19 protein-coding genes and 1 pseudogene are annotated in these 26527 nt (G+C 58.3%); 8 read left to right on the top strand and 12 right to left on the bottom strand.

Features of this window, described 5'->3' with window-relative positions; genetic code table 11:
* Nucleotides 1–31: 31 nt before the first annotated feature.
* The 6 genes and pseudogenes from G5171_RS07800 to G5171_RS07825 all read right to left on the bottom strand — a co-directional run bounded on the left by G5171_RS07800 (nucleotide 32) and on the right by G5171_RS07825 (nucleotide 9036).
* Nucleotides 32–1948, bottom strand: a pseudogene (locus G5171_RS07800) (putative bifunctional diguanylate cyclase/phosphodiesterase).
* A 1-nt stretch (nucleotide 1949) separates the two neighbouring features.
* A complete protein-coding gene (locus G5171_RS07805; RefSeq protein ID WP_115520969.1) occupies nucleotides 1950–2432 on the bottom strand; it encodes a molybdopterin-dependent oxidoreductase in 483 nt (160 codons plus the stop codon).
* 332 nt (nucleotides 2433–2764) lie between these two features.
* On the bottom strand, nucleotides 2765–4666 hold the full coding sequence (locus tag G5171_RS07810) for a DEAD/DEAH box helicase (RefSeq protein ID WP_042080464.1): 1902 nt from the start codon (nucleotides 4664–4666) through the stop codon (nucleotides 2765–2767).
* Nucleotides 4667–4846: 180 nt separating this feature from the next.
* The gene (locus tag G5171_RS07815) at nucleotides 4847–5308 is read right to left on the bottom strand and encodes a hotdog fold thioesterase (RefSeq protein WP_421212157.1); all 462 of its coding nucleotides are present in this window, start codon (nucleotides 5306–5308) and stop codon (nucleotides 4847–4849) included.
* Between the two features lie 168 nt (nucleotides 5309–5476).
* Nucleotides 5477–5965 (bottom strand): hypothetical protein, encoded by a 489-nt coding sequence (locus G5171_RS07820; protein ID WP_421260025.1) that lies wholly within the window; start codon nucleotides 5963–5965, stop codon nucleotides 5477–5479.
* Nucleotides 5965–9036, bottom strand: coding sequence for an FAD-binding and (Fe-S)-binding domain-containing protein (locus G5171_RS07825; RefSeq protein WP_421260026.1), 3072 nt, complete (start codon nucleotides 9034–9036; stop codon nucleotides 5965–5967). The genes G5171_RS07820 and G5171_RS07825 overlap by 1 nt, the downstream gene beginning before the upstream one ends.
* A 167-nt stretch (nucleotides 9037–9203) precedes the next feature.
* On the opposite strand from G5171_RS07825, the gene G5171_RS07830 reads away from it, so the two are divergent.
* From G5171_RS07830 to G5171_RS07845, 4 genes are all read left to right on the top strand, one after another.
* The gene (locus G5171_RS07830) at nucleotides 9204–10130 is read left to right on the top strand and encodes a cation diffusion facilitator family transporter (protein WP_216979000.1); all 927 of its coding nucleotides are present in this window, start codon (nucleotides 9204–9206) and stop codon (nucleotides 10128–10130) included.
* 301 nt (nucleotides 10131–10431) lie between these two features.
* Nucleotides 10432–11967, top strand: a complete 1536-nt coding sequence (locus tag G5171_RS07835) for a TerC family protein (RefSeq protein WP_421260027.1) — start codon at nucleotides 10432–10434, stop codon at nucleotides 11965–11967.
* Nucleotides 11968–12163: 196 nt separating this feature from the next.
* Nucleotides 12164–13285 carry an alkene reductase gene (locus tag G5171_RS07840; protein WP_421260028.1) on the top strand — a complete coding sequence of 374 codons (1122 nt, stop codon included), beginning with the start codon at nucleotides 12164–12166 and terminating at the stop codon, nucleotides 13283–13285.
* A gap of 147 nt (nucleotides 13286–13432) precedes the next feature.
* Complete coding sequence (locus tag G5171_RS07845; protein ID WP_421260029.1) at nucleotides 13433–14419, top strand: zinc-binding dehydrogenase; 987 nt, start codon at nucleotides 13433–13435, stop codon at nucleotides 14417–14419.
* A 113-nt stretch (nucleotides 14420–14532) separates the two neighbouring features.
* Here the strand turns inward: G5171_RS07845 and G5171_RS07850 are convergent, their stop codons facing one another.
* On the bottom strand, nucleotides 14533–15597 hold the full coding sequence (locus tag G5171_RS07850; protein WP_421260030.1) for an adenosine deaminase: 1065 nt from the start codon (nucleotides 15595–15597) through the stop codon (nucleotides 14533–14535).
* Nucleotides 15598–15795: 198 nt separating this feature from the next.
* On the opposite strand from G5171_RS07850, the gene G5171_RS07855 reads away from it, so the two are divergent.
* The 4 genes from G5171_RS07855 to asnB all read left to right on the top strand — a co-directional run bounded on the left by G5171_RS07855 (nucleotide 15796) and on the right by asnB (nucleotide 20529).
* Nucleotides 15796–16545 carry an HAD-IIA family hydrolase gene (locus tag G5171_RS07855; RefSeq protein WP_005337281.1) on the top strand — a complete coding sequence of 250 codons (750 nt, stop codon included), beginning with the start codon at nucleotides 15796–15798 and terminating at the stop codon, nucleotides 16543–16545.
* A gap of 54 nt (nucleotides 16546–16599) precedes the next feature.
* Nucleotides 16600–18174 carry a cation:proton antiporter gene (locus G5171_RS07860; RefSeq protein WP_421260031.1) on the top strand — a complete coding sequence of 525 codons (1575 nt, stop codon included), beginning with the start codon at nucleotides 16600–16602 and terminating at the stop codon, nucleotides 18172–18174.
* Nucleotides 18175–18303: 129 nt separating this feature from the next.
* Complete coding sequence (locus G5171_RS07865; RefSeq protein WP_216979005.1) at nucleotides 18304–18672, top strand: cupin domain-containing protein; 369 nt, start codon at nucleotides 18304–18306, stop codon at nucleotides 18670–18672.
* Nucleotides 18673–18864: 192 nt separating this feature from the next.
* Nucleotides 18865–20529, top strand: coding sequence for an asparagine synthase B (gene asnB, locus G5171_RS07870; RefSeq protein ID WP_005361356.1), 1665 nt, complete (start codon nucleotides 18865–18867; stop codon nucleotides 20527–20529).
* Between the two features lie 317 nt (nucleotides 20530–20846).
* Here the strand turns inward: asnB and G5171_RS07875 are convergent, their stop codons facing one another.
* The 5 genes from G5171_RS07875 to rfbA all read right to left on the bottom strand — a co-directional run bounded on the left by G5171_RS07875 (nucleotide 20847) and on the right by rfbA (nucleotide 26388).
* Entirely contained in the window at nucleotides 20847–21353 is a 507-nt protein-coding gene (locus G5171_RS07875) for a hypothetical protein (RefSeq protein WP_216979007.1), read from the bottom strand.
* A 60-nt stretch (nucleotides 21354–21413) separates the two neighbouring features.
* Nucleotides 21414–22748, bottom strand: a complete 1335-nt coding sequence (locus G5171_RS07880; protein WP_421251441.1) for a capsule biosynthesis protein — start codon at nucleotides 22746–22748, stop codon at nucleotides 21414–21416.
* A 7-nt stretch (nucleotides 22749–22755) separates the two neighbouring features.
* Nucleotides 22756–24789, bottom strand: a complete 2034-nt coding sequence (locus tag G5171_RS07885) for a capsular polysaccharide biosynthesis protein (RefSeq protein WP_421251442.1) — start codon at nucleotides 24787–24789, stop codon at nucleotides 22756–22758.
* A 106-nt stretch (nucleotides 24790–24895) separates the two neighbouring features.
* Complete coding sequence (rfbC, locus tag G5171_RS07890; protein ID WP_216979010.1) at nucleotides 24896–25447, bottom strand: dTDP-4-dehydrorhamnose 3,5-epimerase; 552 nt, start codon at nucleotides 25445–25447, stop codon at nucleotides 24896–24898.
* Between the two features lie 62 nt (nucleotides 25448–25509).
* Complete coding sequence (rfbA, locus tag G5171_RS07895; RefSeq protein WP_040094731.1) at nucleotides 25510–26388, bottom strand: glucose-1-phosphate thymidylyltransferase RfbA; 879 nt, start codon at nucleotides 26386–26388, stop codon at nucleotides 25510–25512.
* Nucleotides 26389–26527 lie beyond the last annotated feature (139 nt).

Below are 26527 nucleotides of genomic sequence, written 5' to 3' on the forward strand. Positions count from 1 at the left end.
GCTTGTGGTGAAGATGAAAAGATACAGCTCTCTAACCCAGTGCGACCTCCTGCATGATGCTCCGATTGATAAAGTAGCGATGGCAGAACAGCAAAAAGTCCTGCACCGGCAAGGGTCTCGAGTAGAAGTAGCCCTGAATTTCGTCCACCCCGATACTCAACACCGCATTCAGCTCATCGTTGTTCTCCACTCCTTCCGCCACCACCCGCACACCGAGCTGATGAGAAAGACTGGTAATCGCCTCGACGAACAGGGCCTGTCGGGTGTCATTGTCGATGGCTGTGATAAATGAGCGGTCGATCTTGAGCTTGTCGAAATAGAGTTCCCGCAAGTAGGAGAACGATGACCAGCCAGTGCCGAAATCATCGAGAGCCACGCGCACTCCGATCTAACGCAGGGTGTCGATGATCTGCTTGCTCAGCTCTATATCATCCAGAGCAATAGTTTCGGTCAGCTCGACGATCAGCTGTTGCAGGCTTAGTGGTCCATCTTTCATGTTCTCTTCCAGCTGGGCTGCCAACCCCATATTGAACATGGAGCTGGAAAGGTTAACCGAGATCTCCAGCGGCTCAATCAAGTCGCCAGGGAAAGTGGCAAGATCATGTTGCAAGCGCCGGAAGACCCATAATCCCAGCGCCTCACCCAAGCCGTTCTCCTCAGCGAGCGAGATGATGTCCAGGGGCGGTATAAAACCGTACTCAGGATGATTCCAGCGGATCAGCACCTCAGCCCCCAGTCGCACCCTACCTTGACCACGGACAATGGGCTGATAGTAGAGGCTCAACTGCAAATTACTGTGGTGCTGGATCAGCTCGCGCAACTCGGTCGACAAACGGCGGTTACGCAGATAGTGCTGATACATGCTGCTGGAGAAAACCACGTAACGATTCAGCCGCTTGCGCTTGGCACTGTCGAGAGCGATATCGGCAAACAGCAGCATCTCCTCCGGCGTGTGTACCGGTCGCACGTACTGGCTGATCCCCATAAAGACCCGTACCCTGTGGGCGGGGTCGGTCGCCAAGGCGAGCCCGGCAAGCTCATTACGCAGCTGTTCCAGAAATGGAAAGCGCAGATAGGTGGGCATGACACCGGAAATAATGATGGCAAACTCATCGCTACCTGTGCGGGCGGCAAAGATACCGTCAACCGATACCGCGCGGATCCGCCCGGCCAGTTGCGTCAGCAATGCATCCCCCGCCTCGTAGCCCAAGCTGTCATTCACCTCCCTGAAATGACCAAGATCCACCAGACAGACAGTCACACTACTGGGACGCCCTTTATGTCCCGTCAGCTGTTTGAGGTGTTTGATCAGGGAGGCCCGATTTGGCAAACAGGTTAACGCATCATTCCACGCCAGAAAGTGCTGGTGGCGCACTTCGCGAAACAACATCAGCAGCATCACCACGGTCGCCAACATCAGGAAGGCCAGAATGAAAAAGTTCTGGGTACGCGACGAATTGAGCACCTCCCGCTGGGCAATGGCGGATGGGCCGGTGAAATTTTTCACCATCACATCGCGGATCGCGGCCAGATCCCGCGCCAACTCCTCGGCGAAGCGAGCAAGTTCTTTTGAATCTCGCCCTCCACTGATCACGTCCTGCTCATACTTCTCGAACAGGGCCATGATATTGCCTGCTGCCTGTTCAGCCCCAAAACGCGTTCTCACTGGCCTGGCTTCATCCCCGTGCAGGAAGACATCGAGCCGGTTCCAGGCAATATCAAAGCGCTTGTTCATCTCCTCCTGACTGGTCGAACCGGTACGATAGAGAGAAAGAGCCTCATCAAAGCCACGGATTTCCAGCTCCAGCTGCGCCAACGCCCAGGCGGAGAGTTGGGTATAGCGGGTCACAGCATTAAAAGCACGGTCATAGTTCCAGACCGACCAGATGGCGACCCCCAAAAAGGTAGTCACCATCAGGATCAAGCTCAGAAACTTGCCGCGCAGCATCTTATTTGCTCTCAATCGCCGTCAGTTGCCACACCATCCGGCTGTGATAGAGCTCCTTGTTCAGCTCCGGGTGATCAGAGAGGGGATAGATGATCCAGAGCGGCCCCTTGTTGCGCAGGGTCAACGCCTTGCCATCCTGCTTCTCGGCCAGCAGTACCGCATATTTATCTCCATCTTCCAGCGGCACAGCCGCCCAGTAATCATTGATGGCGACCGCCTTGACCTCCCCACTCTTGAGACCATACATCTTGACCAGATCTCGCAGCAGCACGCCACGATAGGTGTGGTCCCCCTCGGTCCAGGGGGTCTCGGTCTTGACCTCTGTCTGAGGTAAGGCCTCAAACTCGGCCCGGGTCAACACGACCTCTCCTTTACCATGGCAGCAGCCATCCCCCTTGATCTTGAGGAAGGGATCATCAGCCAACACCATGCCAGAAACGAGACAGCCGGATAACAGCAGCATCCTGCCAAGCCATCCACCCATGATAGACCTCCGTATCGTACTGTTTGTTTTATTGGTTTCACTCAGCCCACCCACATGACAACGGCAGAGTCACAATGCAAAACAATGTTGCTGCAACCAGCTCACCACAACAGGCAACCAGCATCAGGCTGTACCCGAATGCCACCAAAAGCATGGCATCCTGGCTCCGAATGTCACAACTGCATCGGAAAATATTCATCTCCCTTTGGCTCTCGACCTGGCTTGTGGAACAGAAATATGACCCCACACAGGCAAACTGACGGTACAGTCCCTATCGCAGATACAAAAAAAGGCCGCTCAATGAGCGGCCTTCTTCATAACGGGATCAGCAATCAGCTTTCGCGACGCTTGCCACCGAATTTGCGATCTTTGTTGAAGCCACCTTCACGGCGCTCCCCGCTCTTGTTGAACGGACGGTCACCCTGGGGACGGCGATCCTTGTTGAAAGGACGGTCGCCACGGAACGGACGATCACCACGGGGCGGACGGCTGCTGGTGTTGCCACCGGCCGGCACCTCGGTGTAGCGAGTGATCTGCAGCGGACGCTGGCAAACACGGGCTTTCTTGATCACTTCCAGCACATCGGCGCTAATGCCCTTGGGCAGGTCAACGGTGGAGAAGTCGTCAGCGATGTCGATGTTGCCGATGAAGCGGCTCTCGATGTTCGCTTCGTTGGCGATGGCGCCCACGATCTGGCCCGGCTTGACACCGTGATGGGCACCCACGTCTACGCGGTAACGCTCCATCTCCACATCCGGGTTGTCTTTCAGCGGACGCGGCTCCAGGGACGGCATGCGACGGGCCGGACGATCGCCACGGTCACCGAAGTCACGACCGCCGCGATCGTTGAAGTCACGACGCTCGAAGCCACCACGATCGTTGCTGTTGTTGAACAGCGGATCCGGGATGGAGTCATCCAGCAGCAGCGGTTGGTCGCCCTGTACCAGCTTGGCCAGTGCGGCAGCCAGCTCCAGCGGATCGGCAGAATCTTCTTCGATCAGCTCGTTTACCAGGTTGTGGTAGATCTCGAGCTCTTCGCCCATCATGGTTTCGCGGATGCGCTCCTTGAACTTGGCCAGACGGTGCTGGTTGATGTCCTCGGTGCTCGGCATCTTCATCGGCTCGATGGCCTGACGGGTTGCGTGCTCGATGGCGCGCAGCATGCGGCGCTCGCGCGGAGCCACGAACAGGATGGCCTCGCCCTTGCGACCGGCACGACCGGTACGGCCGATACGGTGAACGTAGGATTCGGTGTCGTACGGAATGTCGTAGTTCACTACGTGGGTGATACGCTCAACGTCCAGACCACGGGCAACTACGTCGGTGGCGATCAGGATGTCCAGCTGGCCCTGACGCAGTTTGTCAACGGTACGCTCACGCAGCTTCTGCGGGATGTCGCCGTGCAGCGCTTCACAGGCGTGGCCACGGGCGGCCAGCTTGCCAGCCAGCTCTTCGGCAGCGTTCTTGGTACGTACGAATACCAGCAGGGCTTCGTAGGATTCCACTTCCAGCAGACGGGTCATGGCGTCCAGCTTGTGCAGACCGGTTACCTGCCAGTAACGCTGGCGAATAGTGGTAGCGGTAGCAGTCTTGGAGGCGATCTTGATCTCTTTGGGCTGCTTCAGGTGCTTCTGGGCCACGCGACGGATCTGCTCCGGCATGGTGGCAGAGAACAGAGCAACCTGACGAGAGCTCGGGCACTGCTCCATGATCCAGTCCACGTCGTCGATGAAGCCCATACGCAGCATTTCGTCCGCTTCGTCCAGCACCAGAGCTTTCAGGCCGGAGAGATCCAAGTTCTTGCGACGGATCAGATCCATCACGCGGCCCGGAGTACCGACGACAACCTGGGCACCACGACGCAGGGCGCGGGTCTGGGTTTCGTAGGAGGCACCACCGTAGATCGGCAGCACGTGGAAATCAGGCATGTGGTGGGCATAGCGTTGGCACGCTTCAGCCACCTGCAGCGCCAGTTCGCGGGTAGGCGCCAGCACCAGGATCTGGGTGTTGCGGTTACCAGCTTCCAGACGAGACAACAGAGGCAAGGCAAAAGCAGCGGTCTTCCCTGTACCGGTTTGCGCCTGCCCCAGCAGATCGTGTCCCGCCATCAGGTGGGGAATTGCTGCGGCCTGGATCGGTGACGGGCGCTCATAGCCCACGTCCTGCAGCGCTTTCAATACAGGCGCGGCCAGTCCAAGCTCACTAAAAAGGGGCAGTTGTTCGGTATCAGACATAGATTCTTCCAGATTAAGGCAGGCGGCTAACACCGCGGAATAGCAAAAAGGCGGCGATTATAGCGCCACTTTGTTCTGCTGTCTTGAAAAATGTGATAAGCCTCTCAAGACGTTGGCAATTATAGAGGGATCTGGCGAGTATGGCTTGCTTATTTTGCACTCATAGTGCGTTATTGCAGATCACTCCTCGCTGGAGTCCTTGCCCCGCTTGTGTTTGAGCACCGCCATGGTCAGTCGGCTGGTGCACAATAAACGCTCACGTTCGTCCCGAATTTCAATCTGCCACACCTGGGTTGTTGCCCCCAGATGGAGCGGCGAGCAACGCCCGGTCACCATCCCTTCCCGCTTGGCCCGCAGATGGTTGGCATTAACCTCCAGCCCCACACAATAACTATCTGGCCCCACTGCCATGTTGGCGGCAATCGATCCCAAGGTTTCTGCCAGCACCACAGACGCGCCGCCATGGAGCATGCCAAGAGGCTGGTGAGTGCGATGATCCACCGGCATAGTCGCTTCCAGCCAGTCTGGGCCAAAGGCGGTGTAGAGGATATCAAGATGGGCCATCAGGGTGTTGCGAGAGGTGGCGTTGAGCCCCTCAAGGCTCATAGGCTTACGCCAGATGGGCGCAATATCGTGACTCATTGCGAGCAGACTCCTTATGTAAGCGATGAATGCGTAGCGATATGAGTGAAACGCCCTCCATCGGCAAAATGTTTCAGTTATTTGAGTGGTTGGTTACCGGGTGACGTGGTAACAACGCAGCCCCGACCCGGAGCTGCATGTTACACAATCATGCCCTTAAGCGGGATGTCACCAAGGGTAGGTAACGCCGGGCCACTCAGCCCAGGGCACATCTCGTCCCGGTAGGCGGGGTTCTGGCCACTGCCACACACTGGCGAGCCACTCGCGCAACTGCGTCTCCAGCTCCTCATCAGCGATGGGCGCCTCGGCCACCTTCCAGAAGAAGAGTTCGACCTCCACCTCCGGCAGCACCGATGGATAGAGGTAGACGCCTCCCCAAAACTCAGGCTCCCGATCCGGACTCCAGAGGCCATAGGCAAAGGAGCGCTTGGCCAGAAATTCCGACTGCTGCCACTCCAGATCCCCTTCGTGCTGGCTCAAGCTGAAATTGGCAGAGGGCCAGACATCATTCAGACGAAACAGTTGATGCAGTTGCTCACGCTCGCGCAACATGGCGACAAACTCTACCACCGCCTGAGCAGGGGTAGCGGGCAGTAGCAAGAAGAATGGGTGCCGATAGGCCTTCGGCACCCGAAACCGCTTGGGGAAACGCAGCATCAGAGCAGCTCCAACAGGGCTTGCAATGGATGTTTTAGCTTCTCCCCCTCCATCCGCTTGACCTGACTGCGGCACGAATAACCGGTCGCCAGACAGCGTCCCTTGGGCAGACGAGCGAGTGGCTCGGCCCAGCTCAACCCATAAATTCCCTTGGAATTCTCCACCTGTTTGACGTCGTGGCCATAGGTGCCCGCCATACCGCAGCAACCCACAGAGACCGGCTGCAAGCTGGCCCCGAAACGGCCAAACAGGGTACTCCAGTCGCCGTGAGTGGAGGGCTTGGCGGTCTTCTCGGTGCAGTGGGCAAAGAGATACCAGGGCTCGCTCCCCTCCTCGCTCTTTGCCTTGTTGGCACTAGCAGGCAGTTGATCAGCCGGCAGCGAGAGCAGCCACTCCTGAGGCAGCATCACCTGAAAATCACCGCGGGCCGACCCCAACGCCTTGGCATATTCGTCGCGATAGCAGAGCACCATGGCCGGATCCACCCCCACCATGGGAATGCCAAGCGCCGCCACCTTGTTGAGGAACTGGGCGCTGTTGGCAGCTGTGCGGGCAAAGGCACGCAGGAACCCCTTGATATGCTGGGGTTTTCCGTTGGGTTTAAAGGGCAGCAGGTAGGGCTGGAATCCGAGCTTGCTGGCGAGTTTCACCAGGTCGCGCACCACGGGGGCATCATAATAGCTGGTGAAGGGATCCTGCACGATGAGCACCACCTGCTTGCGCTGCTCGGCACTCATCCGCTCCAGTCCCGGCAGATCAAAATAGCGGGCGCGGTTATCGTGCAGGCTCTCGGCAAGGGTAGGCACCGAGAGCAGCGGCACATCGACCATGCCGATACTCTTCTCGGTCGCCTTCTGGGCCCACTCTTTTTCGAGGAAGAAGTTGACCAGCTTCGGCGCCTTGGCAAGCAGCGGCGCATAGCTCTCCACCGTGCCGACGAAGTAATCCTTGGGGGCGCGCAGGTAGCGGCCGTGGTAGAGCTGCATAAAGCGGGCGCGAAAATCGGGGACATCCACCTTGATCGGGCACTGGCTGGTACATGCCTTGCAGGCAAGGCAGCCGGCCATCGCCTCCATCACCTCGTGGGAGAAGTCATACTCGCCGCGCTGTTTGGCCCAGCTGTTGCGCACCTTGTCCACCAGCTGTTTGAAGCGCACACCACCGGATTGCAGCGCCACCTCTTCCGCCAGCGGGTCGAAGCCCTGCTCCGCCAACTGACGCAACCATTCACGCATCAGGCCCGCCCGCCCCTTGGGGGAGTGGCGGCGATCGCGGCTGATCTTGACCGAGGGGCACATGGGGGAGTCGGTCTCGAAGGTGAAACAGAGGCCGTTGCCGTTGCAATCCATAGCGCGGGTGTAGCTGGTGCGCACCGCGAGCGGGATCTGGCGGTCATACTTGCCACGCTTGGGGCCATCCACCGACACCAGCTCGGCGCCGCTACCGTAGGGGATACAGATCTTGCCCGGGTTGATGCGGTTGGCCGGGTCGAACGCCCCCTTGACCCGCTGCAGCTCTTCCCACAGCTCGCCAAAGAAGGCGGGGCTGTATTCGGAGCGAAAGCCCTTGCCATGCTCGCCCCACATCAGACCGCCATATTTGGCGGTAAGGGCCACCACCTGATCGGAGATGCGGCGCAGCAGCACCTCCTGCTCGGGATCGCACAAATCCAGCGCCGGGCGCACATGCAGCACACCGGCATCGACGTGGCCAAACATGCCGTAGTCGAGGCCGTGAGCGTCCAGCAGGGCGCGAAACTCCATGATGAAATCAGCCAGCGACTCTGGCGGCACCGCGGTATCTTCGGTGAAGGCCACAGGCTTCTTGCGCCCTTCGGCGTTGCCCAGCAGCCCCACCGACTTCTTGCGCATGGCGTAGATGGTCTCGATGCTCGGCAGGTGATCACACACCTGATAGCCGATGATCCCAGCTTCACCCTTGGCCAGCAGCGCGTCGATACGGCGGCATAGCTCAGCTACCTTGACCTTGTGCGCAGCTTCGTCGGTGTCGGCAAACTCGACAATGTTGAGCCCCTGCAGATCCTTGCCGGGCACATCCTGAATAAGTTCTTTCACCGAATGCCAGATGATGTCGGCGCGGGCCAACCCGAGCACCCGGGAATCCACCGTCTCCACCGACAGCGCTTGGGCCTCAACCATAAAGGGGGCGTTGCGCAGGGCGGAGGGGAAACTGTCGTACTTGACGTTGACCAGGGTGCGGTAGCGCGGGATTGGCGTGATATTGAGTTTGGCTTCGGTGATAAAGCCGAGAGACCCTTCAGATCCGCACAGTACCCGGCTCACATCCAGCGTGTCGGTATCGGGTTGATAGAGGTGCTTGAGATCGTAGCCGGTCAGAAAGCGGTTGAGCTTGGGGAAGGTCGCCTCGATGTCGGCTCGGCGCTCCTTGCCGATACGATAGAGGGTGCGATAGATCTCCCCTTCCCGATTCTCCAGCGCCAGCTTGTCGGCCAGTCGCTCGCCGGTCAGCGGTTCGGTCGCCATCAGGTCGCCATTCTCCAGCACGGCTTTGAGGCCGAGCACGTGATCCGAGGTTTTGCCGTATACCAGCGAGCCCTGCCCCGAGGCATCGGTGTTGATCATGCCACCCAGAGTGGCGCGGTTGGAGGTGGAGAGATCCGGCGAGAAGAAGTAGCCGTGAGGCTTCAAATAGGCATTGAGCTGGTCTTTCACCACCCCGGCCTGGGCGCGTACCCACCCCTCTTCCAGATTAATTTCCATGATCTGGTTCATATGACGGGAGAGATCGACGATAATGCCGCCGCCCAATGACTGACCGTTGGTGCCGGTACCGCCACCGCGAGGGAAAAAACTCAGAGTGTGGTACGCCGGCTCAGCCGCCAGCTTGAGCATCACTGCTATGTCATCCGCACTGCGCGGATAGAGAACCGCTTGAGGTACTACCTGATAGACACTGTTGTCCGTCGCCATCGCCAACCGGCTTGCATAAGACTTTTCGATATCACCACGAAAGGCGCTGCGCCCTAGCAACTCTAGGAACGACAGGGTTGTGGGTGACAAACTGTCCTGGTAATCGAGTCTCGGGATCATGAATCCTTGTTCCCTTATTTTGCTTGATGCCGGCACCCCGGCGACTACGACTGGCCCCTCGCCTATCAATGGCAATCAGGCCAGTCCGCTCACATGTGAGCGGGCAGTATATCAGCTAGAAAACCCCTTGCGCGTAGCAATATTAACCATTTGAAAGGAGGACTTTTATGGCTCACCACAGCCATGTTATCAGTACGCTGGTCACCACAGAGAAGCAGGCACTCACCCTGTCGCTGTTTGGCTGCATCACTTTCGCCATCTTCGGCATCAGCTACGGCCTGTTCGTCGGCTCCAATGCCATCATGCTCGATGGTATTTTCACCCTGTTCAGCATGGGCATGACGGGCCTTGGCCTCATCACAGCCTATCTTGTTACCCGCCCCTCCGATGACCGCTTCCAGTATGGCTACGCTCATTTCGAGCCCATCGCCAACGTCATCAACGGCTCCATTATTCTGCTGCTCTGTCTGGCGGCACTCTACAACGGCGTCACCACCCTGCTTGCTGGCGGACGGGAGATCGATCTCGGCCACGCCCTTATCTATGCCGTTGTCTCCACCTTCTTCTGCGCCATCCTCTACCGGATTGAAGCCCAGGTCGCCGAGCAGGTTGACTCCGAACTGGTGAGGGTCGACTCGAAGGAGTGGCTGGTGGATACCCTGCTCAGCGCCACTCTGCTGATTGGCTTTGTGGTTGCCATCGGCCTCGATGCCATCGGCTACGGCCAATACAACCGCTACATAGACCCGGTGCTGGTCTCGCTGCTGGCCCTCTGTGCCACCCTCATTCCCATCAAGGTGCTCGGTCGCAACCTGCGGGAAGTGCTGAAAATTGCCCCCAGAGGGGATGTCTCCCAACTGGTCGAGAGCGAAGTCGAGGCGCTGCGCCAGCGCCATGGCGTCGAGTGCTACAGCCATCTGGCCAAGAGCGGGCGCCGCTTCGATCTGGAATTGAACATTCTGGTGGCACCGGGCCAGGAGTGGCCGGTCGAACGGCAGGATGCCCTGCGCCAGGAGCTCTGGTCCCGCCTCGGCGATAGCCTTGGCGATGCCTGGCTGTCGGTCTGTTTCACCCGCGAAAAGCGCTGGTTGTAACGACCGCACGGGGGAGCGCGACGCGGCCGCCTCCCCCTGTCGCATCACAACCCCCGATGACGCCCACTGACGCGGCTCTTGCCAAATCGGCGCCAGCCGCTATCATCAGGGCTCATTTTTCACCCGAGGTTTTATTGCCCATCATGGACAATCCCCGAAGTTGCCCTTCGTCTCTCTCTGTCAAAGCCTATCTTTTTCTGCTTCATCAGCGCCTCTGAATAACACCTTTGCCTTGCTGTTACTGCGGCCATCGTGCGCCGTGATCACTCTCTGCTCTGTCTGTTTTTATTGAGGTCATACAATGGAATTGCTGCTGGATCCCCACATCTGGATTGGTCTGTTTACCCTGATCGTCCTGGAAATCGTGCTGGGGATCGACAACCTGGTCTTTATCGCCATCCTGGTGAAAAAACTGCCCCCCGCCCAACGGGACAAGGCGCGCATTATCGGCCTGTCGCTGGCCCTGCTGATGCGACTTGGGCTCTTGAGCATCATGTCATGGCTGGTTACCCTTACCACCCCGATTTTGCACCTGTGGGATCACCCCTTCTCCGGTCGGGATCTGATCCTGATGGGGGGCGGCCTGTTCCTGCTATTCAAGGCTACCTCCGAGCTGCATGAGCGACTGGAAGCCAAACCCCAGGATGACGGCCCGGTCGGCGCCTACGCCAGTTTTGGCGTGGTGATCGCCCAAATTCTGGTGCTCGATGCGGTCTTCTCGCTCGACTCCATCATCACTGCCGTCGGCATGGTGGAACACCTTGGCGTGATGATGGCCGCCGTGACCATCGCCATGGTGGTGATGGTGCTCGCCTCCAAGCCGCTGACCCGCTTCGTCAACGCCCACCCCACCGTGGTGGTGCTCTGTCTGAGCTTCCTGCTGATGATCGGCTTCAGCCTGGTGGCGGAAGGATTTGGCTTCCATATTCCGAAGGGCTACCTCTACGCGGCCATCGGCTTCTCGGTGCTGATCGAGTTTTTCAACCAGCTGGCCCAGCGCAGCGCCATGCGTCACGAATCCAAGCTGCCCCTGCGTGAGCGCACCACCGCCGCCATCTTCAAATTGATGGGGAGCAAGGCGTATCAGGACAGACCGGATGACGATCTGGATGCCGCACCTGCCGAACCGCTCAGCTTTGGCGAGGAGGAGCGCTATATGGTGACCGGCGTGCTGTCGCTGGCCGAGCGCTCCATTCGCACCATCATGACCCCGCGCTCGGAGATGGCCTGGATCGATATCAACGACTCCAGCGACGAGATCCGCGCCCTGCTGCAGCGCGAGCCCCACAGCCTGTTCCCTATCTGTGACGGGGATCTGGACGAGGTGATCGGAGTGGTCAAGGCGCGCGATCTGCTGTTTGCCTTGAACGAAGGGCAATCCTTGAGCGAACTGGCCAAGCAGAACGATCCCATAATCGTGCCGCAGACCATCAACGTGATCCGCCTGCTGGCGGAGCTGCGCAAAGCCAAGGGGAGCCTTATTCTGGTCTCCGACGAGTTTGGCGTCATTCAGGGGCTGGTCACCACCCACGACCTGCTGGAGGCCATCGTCGGCGAACTGCCGGACGAGGACGAAACCCCGGATATCGTGCGCGATGGCGAAGGGTGGCTGATCAACGGCAGCACCAACATCCACCATGTGGAGCAGGTGCTGGAGTACGAGGGGCTGGTGAGCGAGAGCGATGAATACGTGACCCTGGCGGGCATGCTGCTCTCCCACTTCGGCACCCTGCCCACCCCGGGTCAGCAGTTGCAACTGCAGCAGCTCAACTTCGAGGTGATCGAGGTGAGCGAGCGGCGCATCGAGCGGGTGAAAGTGATGCCCGCCGCGGCTTGAGCCTGCCACCAGCAGAAAATAGAAGAGGGCCAGACGGCCCTCTTTTTTATGCTTCAACTTTATGCCTCAACGCCTTCTTTCCCGGCGGTTTGTGCTGATTGCTGCATCAAGCACAATTCTCTTGTGCAATTACCCCTCTTTTTCACAACAAGATGGCGGCATAAAGTGGCCTCACTTCCACCATGAGGAACTCAAGATGAGCCACGATCACCTGTTCTGCCCGCTGCGCCTTGGCCAGCTGCACCTTGCCAACCGCATCGTCATGCCCCCCATGACCCGCTCCCGTGCCAGTCAGCCGGGTGATGTGGCCAACACCATGATTGCGAGCTACTACGCCCAGCGCGCCGAGGCGGGCCTGATCATCAGCGAAGGCACCCAAATCGACCCCATGGGCAAGGGCTATGCCTGGACGCCGGGCATCTACAGCGCCGAGCAGATCGCTGGCTGGAAAGGGGTGACCGATGCCGTACACGCCAAGGGGGGCACCATCTTCGCCCAGCTCTGGCACGTGGGCCGGGTCACCCATCCGGACAACATCGGCGGCGCCCAGCCCATCTCCGCTTCAGCCCTGCCCGCAGTGGGCGTCAAGGTGTTCGTCGATAACGGCAGCGATGTGCCGGGCTTTGTCGAGACCGTCACCCCGCGCGCCATGACTCAGGCCGATATCGATGCAGTGGTGGGCCAGTTCCGTCAGGCGGCTCGCAACGCCATCAGCGCCGGTTTTGACGGCATCGAGCTGCACGCCGCCAACGGTTATCTGATCAACCAGTTCCTCGACTCCGAATCCAACGCCCGCACCGACAGTTATGGCGGATCGCTGGAGAACCGGTTGCGCTTCCTCAAAGAGGTGACCGAAGCGGTCTGCAGCGAGATCGGGGCTGACCGGGTCGGGGTGCGCCTTGCGCCGCTCACCACCCTCAACGGCACCGTCGATGCCAACCCGCAGGAGACCTATCTGGCCGCCGCCCGACTGCTGGGCCAACTCAACGTGGTCTACCTGCACATCGCCGAAGCGGACTGGGACGATGCCCCCCTGATGCCGGAGAACTTCAAGCAGGGTCTGCGCGATGCCTTCCCCAACACCCTGATCTACGCCGGTAAATATGATGGCAAGCGGGCTCGCGCCGCCCTCGAAGCGGGCTGGGCCGACATGATTGGCTTTGGCCGCCCCTTCGTCGCCAACCCGGATCTGCCGAACCGGCTGCGCCACGGCTATCCGCTGGCCCCCCACGATCCGGCCACCCTGTTCGGCGGCGGCGAGAAGGGGCTGACCGATTACCCCGTCTATCAGGCTGATGACGCAACCACCAGCCGCTGATTGCCGATGACCAATCGGCCACGTAACGCAGGCCCCACAGGTTGGGGCCTGCCGTATTGTTGCGCATTAGCAACAGTGATATGACTGACCGAATCACTGCTGCAATAATCTCGTTCTTCTCTCCCCTCGCTTTCACAAGGAGTCACCATGAATCACACCCAAGCCTGGTGCTGGCATGCCCCCGGTGAACCAACCCAGCTGACCCTCGCCGATCTGCCCCTGGCACCGCTCGCCCCTGACGAGGTGCTGGTGGCAAACCGGGTTATCGCCTTCAATCCGGTGGACTGGAAGCTGATCGAATATGGCCACTCCCACTGGCAGGACGGTCAGGTGCCCGGCGTTGATGGCATGGGCACTATCATGGCCCTCGGCGCCAACGTCAGCCATCTGCGCCTCGGTGCCCGGGTCGCCTATCACACCGACCTGCGCCACCACGGCAGCTTTGCCCGCCACACCAGGGTACCGGCCCGTGCCCTGCTGCCGGTGCCCGATGCCCTGAGTGACGAGGCCGCCGCCGCCCTGCCCTGTCCCGGTCTCACCGCTTGGCAGGCACTGGCCAAGCTGCCGCGCCTGCACGGGGAAGCACTGCTCATCACAGGTGCCGGCAGCAGTGTCGGCCGATTTGCGGTGCAACTTGCCCTCCAGCAAGGAGCGCGGGTCTTTGCCAGCGCCAGCCCACGCCACCATCAGTGGCTCAAACAGATCGGCGTGCAGGGGGTGGCCGATTATCGGGAACCAGACTGGCTGGCCACCTTGCAGGCCGCCAACGGCAACGAGCCGTTCGAGGGGATCATCGATCTGGTCTCGAGCCAACAGGCAGAGAGCCTGCTGCCCGCCCTTGGCTACTACGGCCATATGGTGACTGTGCTGGGGCGCATCCCGCACAATCCGCTGCCCGCCTTTGCCCATTGCCACTCGTTACACGAGATTGCACTGGGCGCCCAGCACGCCTTTGGCTCGGACAAACAGTGGAGCCGACTGGTCGCCGCCGGGGTCGCCATGATGGCGCAGATGGCGAGCGGCGAGCTGACCCTGCCGCCGCTGGTGGTCGGCGACTTTGAGGCACTGCCTACCCAGCTCGAGCGCTTCAAGCACGAAGGACAGGGCGAGAAGTTTCTGGTGCGAGTGGCGTAATACAGCCCTCCTCCAGAAATCACACCAGCCTTTAAAATAAGAGAGGCCCGCCAGTGATGGCGGGCCTCTCTTTATATCTACTGCATGTCATCTCGACTTCATTGGCGCCTGACTCAATGCAGGATCACCCCGTGAGTCGCGGCATAACTGCGGATCTCCCTGGTCAGCCGCGCCTTGTCGGCCAGAGAGAGCCAGCTCGCCTCCACCGCATTGAGCGACAAGCGACATAGCTGACTCATGGTCGCGCCAAGGCCATCGGCCAGCGCCGCAAAGTTGGCATTCATATAGCCGCCAAAGTAGGCGGGGTCGTCCGAGTTGATGGTGACGCAGAGCCCCTGCTCCAGCAGCCGCAGCACATTGTGCTGGGCCATATTGCCGAACACCTTGAGCCGGGTGTTGGAGAGGGGGCAGACGGTAAGCGGCAAGCGGGTATCGGCCAGATAGCGCAGCAGCTCGGGATCATCGGCCGAGCGCACTCCGTGATCGATACGGCATACCTGCAGCTCGTTGATCGCCTGCCAGATGTAGTCGGCAGGCCCCTCTTCACCGGCGTGGGCCACCACCGGCAGCCGCAGCTCGCGGCATTTGGCAAAGACCCTGGCAAACTTGGTCGGCGGATTGCCCCTCTCCCCCGAGTCGAGGCCGATGCCGTGAATGCGCGACAGGAAGGGCATAGCCTCTTCCAACGTAGCGAACGCTTCATCCTCGCTGAGGTGGCGCAAAAAGCTCATGATAAGCCGCCAGCTGATGCCAAACTCCCGCTCCCCAGTCTGCAGCGCCCGCTCGATACCGCCCAGCACAGTAGCAAAGGGGACGCCGCGGGCGGTGTGGGTCTGCGGGTCAAAGAAGATCTCCACATGCACCACCTTGTCAGCAGCGCAACGTTCAAGATAGGCCCAGGTGAGGTCGAAAAAATCCTGCTCGGTCACCAGCACGCTGGCGCCGCGATAGTAGAGGTCGAGAAAGGATTGCAGGCAGTCAAAATCATAGGCGGCGCGCACGCTGGCCACATCAGGCCAGGGCAGCGGGATGTTATTGCGGCGGCCCAGCTCAAACATCAGCTCGGGTTCGAGGCTGCCCTCGATATGCAGGTGCAGCTCCAGTTTCGGCAGTCCGGCGATAAATTGCGCGGCGGTGAGGTGTTCGGATGTGACGGGCTTGGGAATCGGGGTGTCCATAGCGACGGCTCCAGCAGCAAAGTGATCCCGGCGTCAGCCCCTCCACCAGACTGACACCATGACAACTTTATTGTGCACCCAAGTGGCGAGACAGGGGAGACTTGTCATCAAACAGACTTATAATGGCGTCACAAAAATCATAAATGATTGAACATCTTACCGATTGGCGGCTCGCCTGCGCCTTGACAAGGAGTTTTCATGAAGAAGAACGTCATCTGCGATATCGACGGTGTCATCCTGCACAACAACGATCTCATCCCAGGTGCTGACCGTTTCGTCCATCGCCTGCTGGAGCAGGGCAGCAAGCTCTTGTTCCTCACCAACTACCCGGCCCAGACCCAGAAAGATCTGCAAAACCGCTTCCGCTCCGCAGGTATCGAAGTGCCGGAGGAGTGCTTCTACACCTCCGCCATGGGTACCGCCGATTTCCTCAAGCGTCAGGATGGCAAGAAGGCGTATGTGATCGGTGAAGGGGCGCTGACCCACGAGCTCTACAAAGCCGGTTTCACCATCACCGATATCGACCCCGACTTCGTGGTGGTAGGCGAGACCCGCAACTACAACTGGACCATGATGCAACAGGGGGCCAAGTTCGTCGATCAGGGGGCCCGCTTTATCGCGACCAACCCCGATACCCACGGCCCCATGATGCACCCGGCCTGCGGCGCCCTGTGCGCCCCCATCGAGCGGATGACCGGCAAGAAGCCGTTCTATGTCGGCAAGCCGAGCGCCTGGATCATCCGTGCGGCGCTCAACCGGATGGAGGCCCACTCCGACGACACCATCATCATCGGCGACAACCTGCGCACCGACATTCTGGCGGGCTTTCAGGCCGGTCTCGAGACGGTGCTGGTGCTCTCCGGGGTGAGCAAGGTCGCCGATATCGACCGCATGCCGTTTCGCCCGAACCATATTTTCGACTCCGTGGTCGATATCGATATCGTCTAATCACCACCCAAGCGTTAAACAGGGCAGGTCTCTCCTGCCCTTGCAGGATCTGTTATGGAACCCATTCTGATCGCCGTGGCTTTTGGTTGCGGCATGGTAGTCAATCTGATTGGCCTGCCCCCCCTGCTCGGCTTTCTGGCCGCCGGTTTTATCCTCAACGGCATGGGATATGAAAATACCCCCGCCCTGAGCGAAGTCGCCGATCTCGGCGTCACCCTGCTGCTGTTCACCATCGGTCTCAAGCTCAATATCAAGACCCTGATGCGGCGCGATGTGTGGGGCACCACCAGCCTGCACCTGCTGCTCTCCACCCTGCTCTTTACTGTGGTGCTGCTGGTCTGCAAGGGGCTGGGGCTTGAACTTGCCCTCTCGCTTGACTGGAAACTGGCGCTTCTGCTGGGCTTTGCCCTCTCCTTCTCCAGCACCGTCTTTGCGGTCAAGGTATTGGAAGATCGCAGCGACATGAATGCCCTCTACGCCCGCATCGCCATCGGCGTGCTGGTCATGCAGGATGTGTTCGCCGTGGCCTTTTTGGCGTTTTCCAGCGGCAAGTGGCCCAGCATCTGGGCGCTCTGGGTACTGGGGCTGCCGCTGCTGCGCCCGCTGCTGTTCAAGCTCTTGGAGCGGGCCGGTCACGGCGAGTTGCAGGTGCTGTTCGGGGTCTTTCTGGCGCTGGTGGTGGGGGCGGCCGGGTTTGAAGTGGTCGGCCTCAAGCCGGATCTCGGGGCGCTGATCATCGGCATGATGCTCGCCTCTCATCCGGCAGCAGCGGGCCTTGCCAAGGCGCTCTTCAACCTCAAAGACCTGTTTCTTATCTGCTTCTTCCTCACCATCGGTCTCAACGGTCTGCCGACCCACGACACCATGTTGCTGGCACTGGCGCTGGTACTGGCCCTGCCGCTCAAAAGCGCGCTCTACTATCTGGTCTACAGCGGCGCTCACCTGCGGGTGCGCACCGCGCTGCTCTCGACCCTGGCGCTCACCAACTTCTCGGAGTTTGGCCTGATCGTCGCCGCCATCGCCGCCAAGGCGGGCTGGCTCTCCCACGAGTGGCTGGTGGCGGTCTCGCTGGCACTGGCGGCCAGCTTTATGATCTCTGCCCCCCTCAATGCCCAGAGCGAGCGCATTTACCACCGCATCGGCCACTGGCTGCGAGGATTGCAAGCGAGCAACCTCCATCCGGAAGACAGACCCATAGAGCTTGGCGATGCCGAGGTGATCATCCTCGGTATGGGGCGGATCGGTCAGGGGGCCTACTTCGAGCTGGAGAACAAGTACGGCAACGTCATCCTCGGGGTGGAGAACGACAGCGAGAAGCTGCCCACCCTGCGTGCCCAGGGGATGAACGTCATCGAGGGGGATGCCACCGATACCGACTTCTGGGACAAGGTGCTGCTCTCCAATCAGGTCAATCTGGTGCTGCTGGCCATGCCCCACCACTCGGGGAATCTCTACGCCATCGAGAAGCTGCGCAGCCACGGTTTTGCCGGCAAGATAGCCGCCATCGTCCGCTTCGAGGATGATATCGCCTCCTTGCAGGAGCAGGGGGTGGATGCGGTGTTCAACGTCTACAACGAAGCGGGCAGCGGCTTTGCCCGTCATGTGATCCGCCGCTTGCAGCCGCTTTGAGTCGTCGGCCAGCAGCCCTTGGCAAGGGAATGCGCATCGTTTAAGTTATGCACAACCTCGTTTAATAAAACAAACAAACGCGGGCCGGGATGGCCCCGCGTTCCTATCTGCCGAAGCCAAGGAGGCACCATGAAGACCCTCAACGACTGGATCCTGCTCGACCGCCACGAGGCGGCCCCTACCCCGCTGATGCCTGCCCCCGAGCGCATTAAAGCGGGCAACCCGAGCCAGACGGTGTGGAACCACTACTCCGACCCCCGCCAGCAGTTTCACGTCGGCTTCTGGGCTTGCGAGCCCGGCCGCTGGGCCATCCACTACACCGAACACGAGTATTGCCAGCTGCTGGAGGGGGATGTGGTGATCCATGACAATCTGGGCGGCCAGCTGGCCCTCAAACCCGGCGATCAATTCGTCATTCCAGCCGGTTTTGTCGGAGAGTGGGAGACCCTCACCCCCTGTCGCAAGGTCTACGTCATCTTCGAACCCGCCTCGACTTGACGTTCACGTCACCCTGCCCCGTTGCAGCAGCCCTTATCCTGTTGATCCGCTTGACGCTTACGGCATGATTTTCTGCGGTTTTCCCGCTTGCAAAAGGTTTTTCCGCTAGGCATTGTGTCTGACGAGGAATGTAAATGGAATTTCGAGCCCAAACGTGGGGGGCTCATATAAAAATCAAGAGGATTACCGCCAATGTGTTCAATTTTCGGCATTCTGGATATCAAGTCCGATGCAGTAGCCCTGCGCAAATCGGCGCTGGAGATGTCCAAGCGACTGCGTCACCGCGGGCCTGACTGGTCCGGCGTCTATAGCTCCGACAAAGCCATTCTGGTGCACGAGCGTCTGGCCATCGTCGACCCTGGCAATGGCGCCCAGCCGCTCTACAACCCCGAGCGCACCCATGTGCTGGCGGTTAACGGCGAGATCTACAACCACAAAGAGCTGGAGAAAACCCTCAAGGTCGACTTCCAGTTCCAGACCAAATCCGACTGTGAAGTGCTGCTGGCGCTCTACAAGGAGAAGGGCCCGGCGTTTCTTGACGATCTCAACGGCATCTTTGCCTTCATTCTTTATGACGCCGAACAGGATGCCTACCTGATTGGTCGCGACCACATGGGGATCATCCCCCTCTATACCGGTCGCGACGAGCACGGCAATTTCTATGTCGCCTCCGAGATGAAGGCGCTGGTGCCGGTCTGCAAGAGCGTCGAAACCTTCCCGCCGGGACACTACCTGTGGAGCAAGGATGGCGAGCTCAAACAGTGGTACAAGCGCGACTGGATGGAATACAGCGCGGTCGAGCACAACGTCAGCGACAAAGCCGAGCTGAAAGCCGCGCTGGAAGCGGCGGTCAAGCGCCAGCTGATGTGTGACGTGCCTTATGGCGTGCTGCTCTCCGGCGGACTGGACTCCTCCGTTATCTCCGCCATCACCAAGCTCTATGCGGCGCGTCGCATCGAGGACGATGGCAAGAGCGAAGCCTGGTGGCCGCAACTGCACTCCTTCGCCGTCGGTCTGGAAGGGTCGCCGGATCTCGCCGCCGCCCGCAAGGTAGCCGATCATCTGGGCACCATCCACCACCAGATCCACTTCACCGTGCAGGAGGGTCTGGATGCCCTGCGCGACGTCATCTATCACCTGGAGACCTATGACGTCACCACTATCCGCGCCTCCACGCCCATGTATCTGATGGCCCGCTACATCAAGGCGATGGGGATCAAGATGGTGCTCTCCGGTGAAGGCTCCGACGAGCTGTTCGGTGGCTACCTCTACTTCCACAAGGCGCCCAACGCCCGCGAGTTCCACGAAGAGAACGTGCGCAAGCTCGCCTCTTTGCACCTCTATGACTGCCTGCGCGCCAACAAGTCGATGGCCGCCTGGGGTGTGGAAGGTCGTGTGCCCTTCCTCGACAAGGAGTTCATGGACGTGGCGATGCGCCTGCAGCCGGCTGACAAGATGTGCGGCAAGGGCAAGATCGAGAAGCACATCCTGCGCGAAGCGTTCGAGGACCTGCTGCCCCACGAAGTGGCATGGCGCCAGAAGGAGCAGTTCTCCGACGGTGTAGGCTATTCGTGGATCGACAGCCTGAAAGCCATGGTGGAACAGGAAGTGACGGATCAGATGTTCGAGGCGGCCGCATTCCGCTTCCCCATCAACACCCCGCTCACCAAGGAGGCCTACTTCTACCGCGCCATCTTCGACGAGCACTTCCCGCTGGAAGCCGCCGCCCGCACCGTGCCCTACGGCAAGTCGGTCGCCTGCTCCACTCCCACCGCGCTGGAGTGGGATGCCAAGTTCAAGGAGATGGCCGACCCGTCTGGCCGCGCAGTAATGGATGTGCACCAGCAGGGCTACTAAACCCAGACGGAGCAACCCAAGCGGGTAAACGCCAGATAGCAAAAAGCCCCTCACCATGGTGAAGGGCTTTTTTATTTTCCGAATTATTCAGACGCAATCAACATTGATAAATAAATATGCTGTTGACTCCATCTTGAATAAATCCAACATCATTGTCGCCCACATAAAAAAGTGATCTTCAACTTTCTATTTTTTTCAGAAAAACTTGCCCTTTAATATATAGATAGTAACAAGAAGCGTGTATTTCTCAGCAACCATGAATGAAAAGTACGTGGTAAAGTTACAAATTAAAACCTTGCAGCAATATATCCGGGCTATTATAGCGTCCATCGCAATGTAAATGTGGTGACCGCAACATGGTCTCCTCCTGGTACCCAATCAACCTTGGGTGCATAGCCTATTTCCAATGCAACCGATTTATAACCCAATGTCACCATCGGTAATGCAGCAAAACCATCAATACCCGAACCGTTGAGATAACCGGCCTCCATGCCAACTCCGGCAAATACATGTTCGGTGAGATACCACTCTTTTCGATAAGAGACACCGGCATAACCTGCTGTATTCTCGAGAGAATCTCGATAAAAACCACCGCGAAGCGCCAGTTTCCCCGTGTCGCTGTCACCCAAGAACACCCACGCCAATCCCAGCCCGGGGTTAAAACCATTAAAATCACAGGTCTTGCTCTTGCTTCCTGTACCTTTTGAGCAATGACTGTGAATAGATGCGCCGTGAATAATCAGTGAAAGATCATGATCAGCTGCCATGGAAAAAGTCGGCAACCCCAATAACCCAATGGATAACAAGCAACCGTGAATGTTCATGTTAACCTTCCTGGTTTTATTTACCTCTCACTAACAAACTAACGCAAAATTCAGCAGACTTCAAACGAGTAACATCAGAACGGTTGAACCCACAGATGTAAACGGGTCGGTAATACTGTCGAGAGTCGACAGCCAGGGCAATGTAAGGCACATTGTTTTATTCACTCTCATACGGCGTTCCGGTGATACAACACCATCTCCCAGACAGGACTTCGAAAGCTTCATTTTTTCCATGACCGCCTGCGCACTCATATTCAAATGACGGTAAAAACTGGCATTGAGCTGGGTCAGATGGAGCAAGGAGTGGCGCACCCGCTTGAATGTCTCGGCACATACCGGGCTCTGCTTGTGCCAGAAGGAGGCCAGCGAGCCTTTGGTGGTCAACCCGGCGATATCATAGAGTGCCCGTCCCATACAAAAGGTGGGCACGTCATGGAGCAGGGCAGAGAGGCCGACCGTGCTGTTGATGGTAATAACCCCCTTGAGCAAGGGATAAAGGGTCGGCAGTGGCAGTTCATAACCGTAAAAGACCCTCCCCTCCAGGCCAAGTACGGCAATGAGTCGATTGATCTGGGCGCGATAGCTGACATAGCCCCGATCCATGGGGTGATGCTTGAACAGCAATATATCTTCAGGCTTGGCATACTGCGCAAACGAGTTGATCACCTGCGCAACCATCTCCTCGACCCCGCTCAAGTCTGAGTGTTCCCTGATTTGAAAGTCTTCGGTCACTTGCAATGGCACGAAAAAGATCCGTCCAGCGTGCCGGGGCAACGCCTTGAGCAGGGCGCGATCCTGACGCACGTTTCCATACTTCACCATGGCCCCGCAGACCCACCCCATCGCCTCTTGCACCAGACTCCAGGGGCGATGATTGACGAAGTGGGGATAACGCCAGCGATACAACGACTTGTTGATGTGGTAGCGACTGGCATACCAGGCGCGCACGGCGAAGGTCTTGCCCACCTTGAGTGAACTGTCATAAGGCTCAGGCCAATCCAGTTGGGCAAGTTGATCGCGCCGCTCATACCAGGGGCTGAAGGCATTGACCCCCCCTTGCTCAAGGGTCACATAGTCAGGCCTGAGGTACCCCTCTTCCATTGCCCAGAATGGCACTCGCTTCAGCTTGCAGATGCGACCTGCCTCCAGATGGTAGTAACGGCAATCCCCGTAACAGATCACCGCATCAATACCATGCTGCTTGAGCACCCGGCGAAAGAAGGCGTTCCAGCTCTCCGGTTTGCCGCGAAAGCGCAGATTTTCTCCAGCACAGGGCCAGCACTCATCCCCGCCATTGAACTGGATCTTCACCACCTGATGTCCCGCCTCGGTCAACTGACGACTCAGGGTCTGAAAGAAAGGACCAAGCGGTCCTTGCAGTAACAAAATCTTCATTAACGACTTATCTCAAAAACGGGGAGAGAGAGGGGCGCTGCATGAGCGTCTGGATCAAATAACCGAACTTGAGCTGCCAGCGTTGCCAGCGGCTCGCTTTCTGAGCTGATGAGTGTCCCTGTGTCGCCAACTGGTGGATCAACTGCTCAGGGCTGATCCAGAGCCCGGTTTGCCAATCCAGATAGAGTGGATAGGCGACCAGCGTCAGATAGACCAGTGCTGACAAAGGCAGCGTGCGCTGACGGCGAGCAGGCGGATTGGCATCCGTGGTCAGACCCCAGCCACTGTAAAAGGGTTGGCCCCAGGTCGTCACTTTGACTCCCTGCACCAGCGCCTCGAAGCCACTGAGTGACGTCATGGTATGCAGCTCATCCACATGGGGATACAGACTGGTGAGGCCAACATCCAGCACCTGACTATCGACACACTCCGCCAGACAAGCCGCAGAAATCGCCCCGCCACGGTTGCCCGCCACCACATCAGGATGCGGTTTGTAGAGAATATGAGCGTCGGGTTTGGCCGCTCGCACCGCCCAGAGCAACTGCTCGTTGCTGCGAATACACGGGCTACCGGTCAGAATAGAGGCATCACCATCCACCTGCCCCACCACCAACACCAGTTGTCGACCATCCATGGGCGGTGAATAGGGTTGAATCTCCCCCACGTTGTACTTGCTGATCTGATGTTGACGAAGCAACGAGATCAACCTCTCTCCACGTTCAATCTCCGGCTCGGTCAATTGCTGATAGTTGAGCAACTGCTCCAACCCGCTGGGGGTTCGGCTATCAAAATAAATGCCGACCGGATCCAGTGACAGTGACGAAGGACGGCACAGGTTGGAACCCAACCCTTTCGAGCGGATAAAGCCGTCTTCGACCCGTATCGCTGAAACCAGCTCGGGATAGCGACTTCCCCACACCAGAACCTGCTCATCACCAGTCAACCGCTTGGGAGGCTTGCTAACAAAACAAAGCTCCTCGGCCAGGTGATGACAAAACGCCTGCATAAAGGCGCGCTTCCACAGCGAGAAACCGACCAGATAAAGCCTGCGCCAACGTGGAGCGGGCTTTTGCTGGCGAGCGATGATGGCAATGACCTCTTCCACTTCACAACGCTGGCCAAGCACGGGGTCCAGATAGCGCGGGTAGCAAATCAAGGCTGCCGCGACCAGCTGGGCGAGCGACACGTTTACGTTGCGGCGCTCGCACTGCTTGCTGTCATGGGTCAGCCCCCAACCGGCATAAAACGGCATACCGAAGCAGTAGACCGGCTTGCCCAGCAACAACCCCTCAAAACCAAGCTGGGATGAGACTGTATAGACAGCATCCACCGCATTGAGCAGCGCATGAGGATGACAATGCTCGGCAACCACTTCAACATCATTTAGCTGCAAGCGCGCCAGCACACCGCTTTTCTTGCCAAAGCGCGTATCGGGATGGGTGCGCAGCAGCAGGCGCGCATCGGGATGATTGCGGCGCGCCGCCTCCACCATCGCCACAAAATCAGCTTCACTGGCCAGCGCCCCCGGAATGGAGAGATCTCCCGCCACCTGATCGACCAACAGGACCCTGGGTTTGGCGCTCTGCTGCAACCGCGCGGCCAGCGCCGATGGCAGGCCACCCTCCCCCCCTTGTGCGGCGAAACGACTCACGCTGCCATGGTTGGCAGCGTGAGCCGGCACAGTGGCATAACAGTTGTATTTGGTGATCCCGAGGTGAACCAACTCACTGATCAATCGCTCGGCCCGTGCCAACATCTGTGGCTCGCACGGGGCGGCAATCAACTGCTCAAGCTGGCTGGGCTGGCGGGCATCGTAATAGATCCCCACAGGATCGGCGATCAACGAGACCGCCTTGCCCCCCCTGGCGGGATGACCGATATAACCGATAAAGCCATCTTCCAGCTGCCAATAGGACAACCCTAACGCTTGTGCCTTCTGCTTAATCTGCCTGGTATTGGCTTTTTGGCCCCAGCCAACTAAAACATCATTTTCAGAGAAAGAGACGGCCCCTGCCATATGACGTAATGAGCAACCAAGCATAGGTTCAATATTGTTTTTTCTGGCAAGAATACCTTTCGAACCCGTATATAAATCCATATTATCTCAGCGAACTAAAGACTCCCTGCAGTAATGCAGGGAGTGTAATTTAGATAAACAGGTCTGCGGTCGCTAATGACTTGGCAGTACTATCTTTTGCAGAGGTCAGGATATCCGCGTTTAACTCGGGCCACTTAATACCAATAGAGGCATCATTCCATGCAATGCCTCTATCACTTACGGGGGCATAGTAATTGGTTGTTTTATACAAAAACTCGGCCGTCTCTGTCAGAGTAACAAAGCCATGCGCAAATCCTTCCGGGATCCACAGCTGTCGCTTGTTTTCTCCAGAAAGGTGAACGCCTACCCATTGCCCGAAGGTCGGGGAGCTTTTACGAATATCTACCGCTACATCAAACACTTCACCGGCCACACAACGCACCAGTTTGCCCTGAGCATGGGGCGGCAACTGATAGTGCAATCCACGCAACACCCCTTTCGATGATTTGGAGTGATTATCCTGCACAAACGTCACCGGATACCCTACCGCCTCTTCAAACAACTTGTGGTTGAAACTTTCAAAGAAAAAACCTCGCTCATCACCAAACACTTTTGGCTCAAAAATAAGCACATCTGGAATTGCTGTCTTGATTACATTCATCTGTCTATCCACACTTGCTTCAATTTTTAATGGGGGAAGTATTTTCCCTCCCCCATATCACATCAGGCTTTGGCAACCATTCTTAACAGATATTGTCCATACGCATTCTTTGCCAACGGCGCTGCAAGTTCACGCACCTGGTCGGCATTGATAAACTTCTGGCGATACGCAATCTCTTCCGGGCAAGCCACTTTCAATCCCTGACGGGTCTCGATAGTTTGAATAAAGTTGCTCGCTTCAATCAGGCTTTCATGGGTTCCGGTATCCAGCCAGGCATAACCACGGCCCATCATGGCCACCGACAGATTGCCTTGCTCCAGGTAGATACGGTTCACATCGGTAATTTCCAGCTCACCTCGGGGCGACGGCTTCAGGCTCTTGGCGATCTCCACCACGCTGTTGTCATAGAAATAGAGGCCGGTCACCGCATAGTTGCTCTTGGGCTCCAACGGCTTCTCTTCCAGAGAGATAGCGGTCCCCTCTTTATCAAATTCCACCACCCCATAACGCTCGGGGTCATGCACATGGTAGGCAAAGACGGTCGCGCCACTCTCTTTGGCCGCTGCGGCTTCCAACTGTTTCTGCAGGTCGTGGCCGTAGAAGATGTTGTCCCCCAGCACCAGCGCACAGGGGTCTGAGCCGATAAACTCTTCACCCAGAATAAAGGCTTGCGCCAACCCATCCGGGCTTGGTTGCACCTTGTACTGCAAATTCAGGCCCCACTGGCTGCCATCACCCAGCAATTGCTCAAAGCGGGGAGTGTCTTGCGGCGTGCTGATGATCAAAATATCGCGAATTCCCGCCAGCATCAGGGTGCTGAGCGGGTAGTAGATCATCGGCTTGTCATAGATGGGAAGCAGCTGCTTGCTCACCGCCATGGTCACCGGATAAAGACGGGTGCCTGAGCCACCGGCCAGAATAATGCCTTTACGTTTGGTCATGATGCTTGTTTCTTATTTTTAAATTGCAAAAGAAAAGGGTGGCTTGCAGCCACACCTTTCTATTTTATCCCTGCCAGCCAGAGAGGCGTTCAACACATCTCTGGCCAGTGATTTACTTACCGAGGATCTCGGTCAACAT

Origin of the sequence: Aeromonas sp. 600774 (assembly GCF_049175075.1) — a bacterium.
GTDB lineage: Bacteria > Pseudomonadota > Gammaproteobacteria > Enterobacterales > Aeromonadaceae > Aeromonas > Aeromonas veronii_A.

Excerpts from the sequence above, each read along its gene's own strand:
- G5171_RS07805 (WP_115520969.1), bottom strand. The coding sequence starts at position 2,432 with ATGGGTGGATGGCTTGGCAGGATGCTGCTGTTATCCGGCTGTCTCGTT.
- G5171_RS07810 (WP_042080464.1), bottom strand. The coding sequence starts at position 4,666 with ATGTCTGATACCGAACAACTGCCCCTTTTTAGTGAGCTTGGACTGGCC.
- G5171_RS07815 (WP_421212157.1), bottom strand. The coding sequence starts at position 5,308 with ATGAGTCACGATATTGCGCCCATCTGGCGTAAGCCTATGAGCCTTGAG.
- G5171_RS07820 (WP_421260025.1), bottom strand. The coding sequence starts at position 5,965 with ATGCTGCGTTTCCCCAAGCGGTTTCGGGTGCCGAAGGCCTATCGGCAC.
- G5171_RS07825 (WP_421260026.1), bottom strand. The coding sequence starts at position 9,036 with ATGATCCCGAGACTCGATTACCAGGACAGTTTGTCACCCACAACCCTG.
- G5171_RS07830 (WP_216979000.1), top strand. The coding sequence starts at position 9,204 with ATGGCTCACCACAGCCATGTTATCAGTACGCTGGTCACCACAGAGAAG.
- G5171_RS07835 (WP_421260027.1), top strand. The coding sequence starts at position 10,432 with ATGGAATTGCTGCTGGATCCCCACATCTGGATTGGTCTGTTTACCCTG.
- G5171_RS07840 (WP_421260028.1), top strand. The coding sequence starts at position 12,164 with ATGAGCCACGATCACCTGTTCTGCCCGCTGCGCCTTGGCCAGCTGCAC.
- G5171_RS07845 (WP_421260029.1), top strand. The coding sequence starts at position 13,433 with ATGAATCACACCCAAGCCTGGTGCTGGCATGCCCCCGGTGAACCAACC.
- G5171_RS07850 (WP_421260030.1), bottom strand. The coding sequence starts at position 15,597 with ATGGACACCCCGATTCCCAAGCCCGTCACATCCGAACACCTCACCGCC.
- G5171_RS07855 (WP_005337281.1), top strand. The coding sequence starts at position 15,796 with ATGAAGAAGAACGTCATCTGCGATATCGACGGTGTCATCCTGCACAAC.
- G5171_RS07860 (WP_421260031.1), top strand. The coding sequence starts at position 16,600 with ATGGAACCCATTCTGATCGCCGTGGCTTTTGGTTGCGGCATGGTAGTC.
- G5171_RS07865 (WP_216979005.1), top strand. The coding sequence starts at position 18,304 with ATGAAGACCCTCAACGACTGGATCCTGCTCGACCGCCACGAGGCGGCC.
- asnB (WP_005361356.1), top strand. The coding sequence starts at position 18,865 with ATGTGTTCAATTTTCGGCATTCTGGATATCAAGTCCGATGCAGTAGCC.
- G5171_RS07875 (WP_216979007.1), bottom strand. The coding sequence starts at position 21,353 with ATGAACATTCACGGTTGCTTGTTATCCATTGGGTTATTGGGGTTGCCG.
- G5171_RS07880 (WP_421251441.1), bottom strand. The coding sequence starts at position 22,748 with ATGAAGATTTTGTTACTGCAAGGACCGCTTGGTCCTTTCTTTCAGACC.
- G5171_RS07885 (WP_421251442.1), bottom strand. The coding sequence starts at position 24,789 with ATGCTTGGTTGCTCATTACGTCATATGGCAGGGGCCGTCTCTTTCTCT.
- rfbC (WP_216979010.1), bottom strand. The coding sequence starts at position 25,447 with ATGAATGTAATCAAGACAGCAATTCCAGATGTGCTTATTTTTGAGCCA.
- rfbA (WP_040094731.1), bottom strand. The coding sequence starts at position 26,388 with ATGACCAAACGTAAAGGCATTATTCTGGCCGGTGGCTCAGGCACCCGT.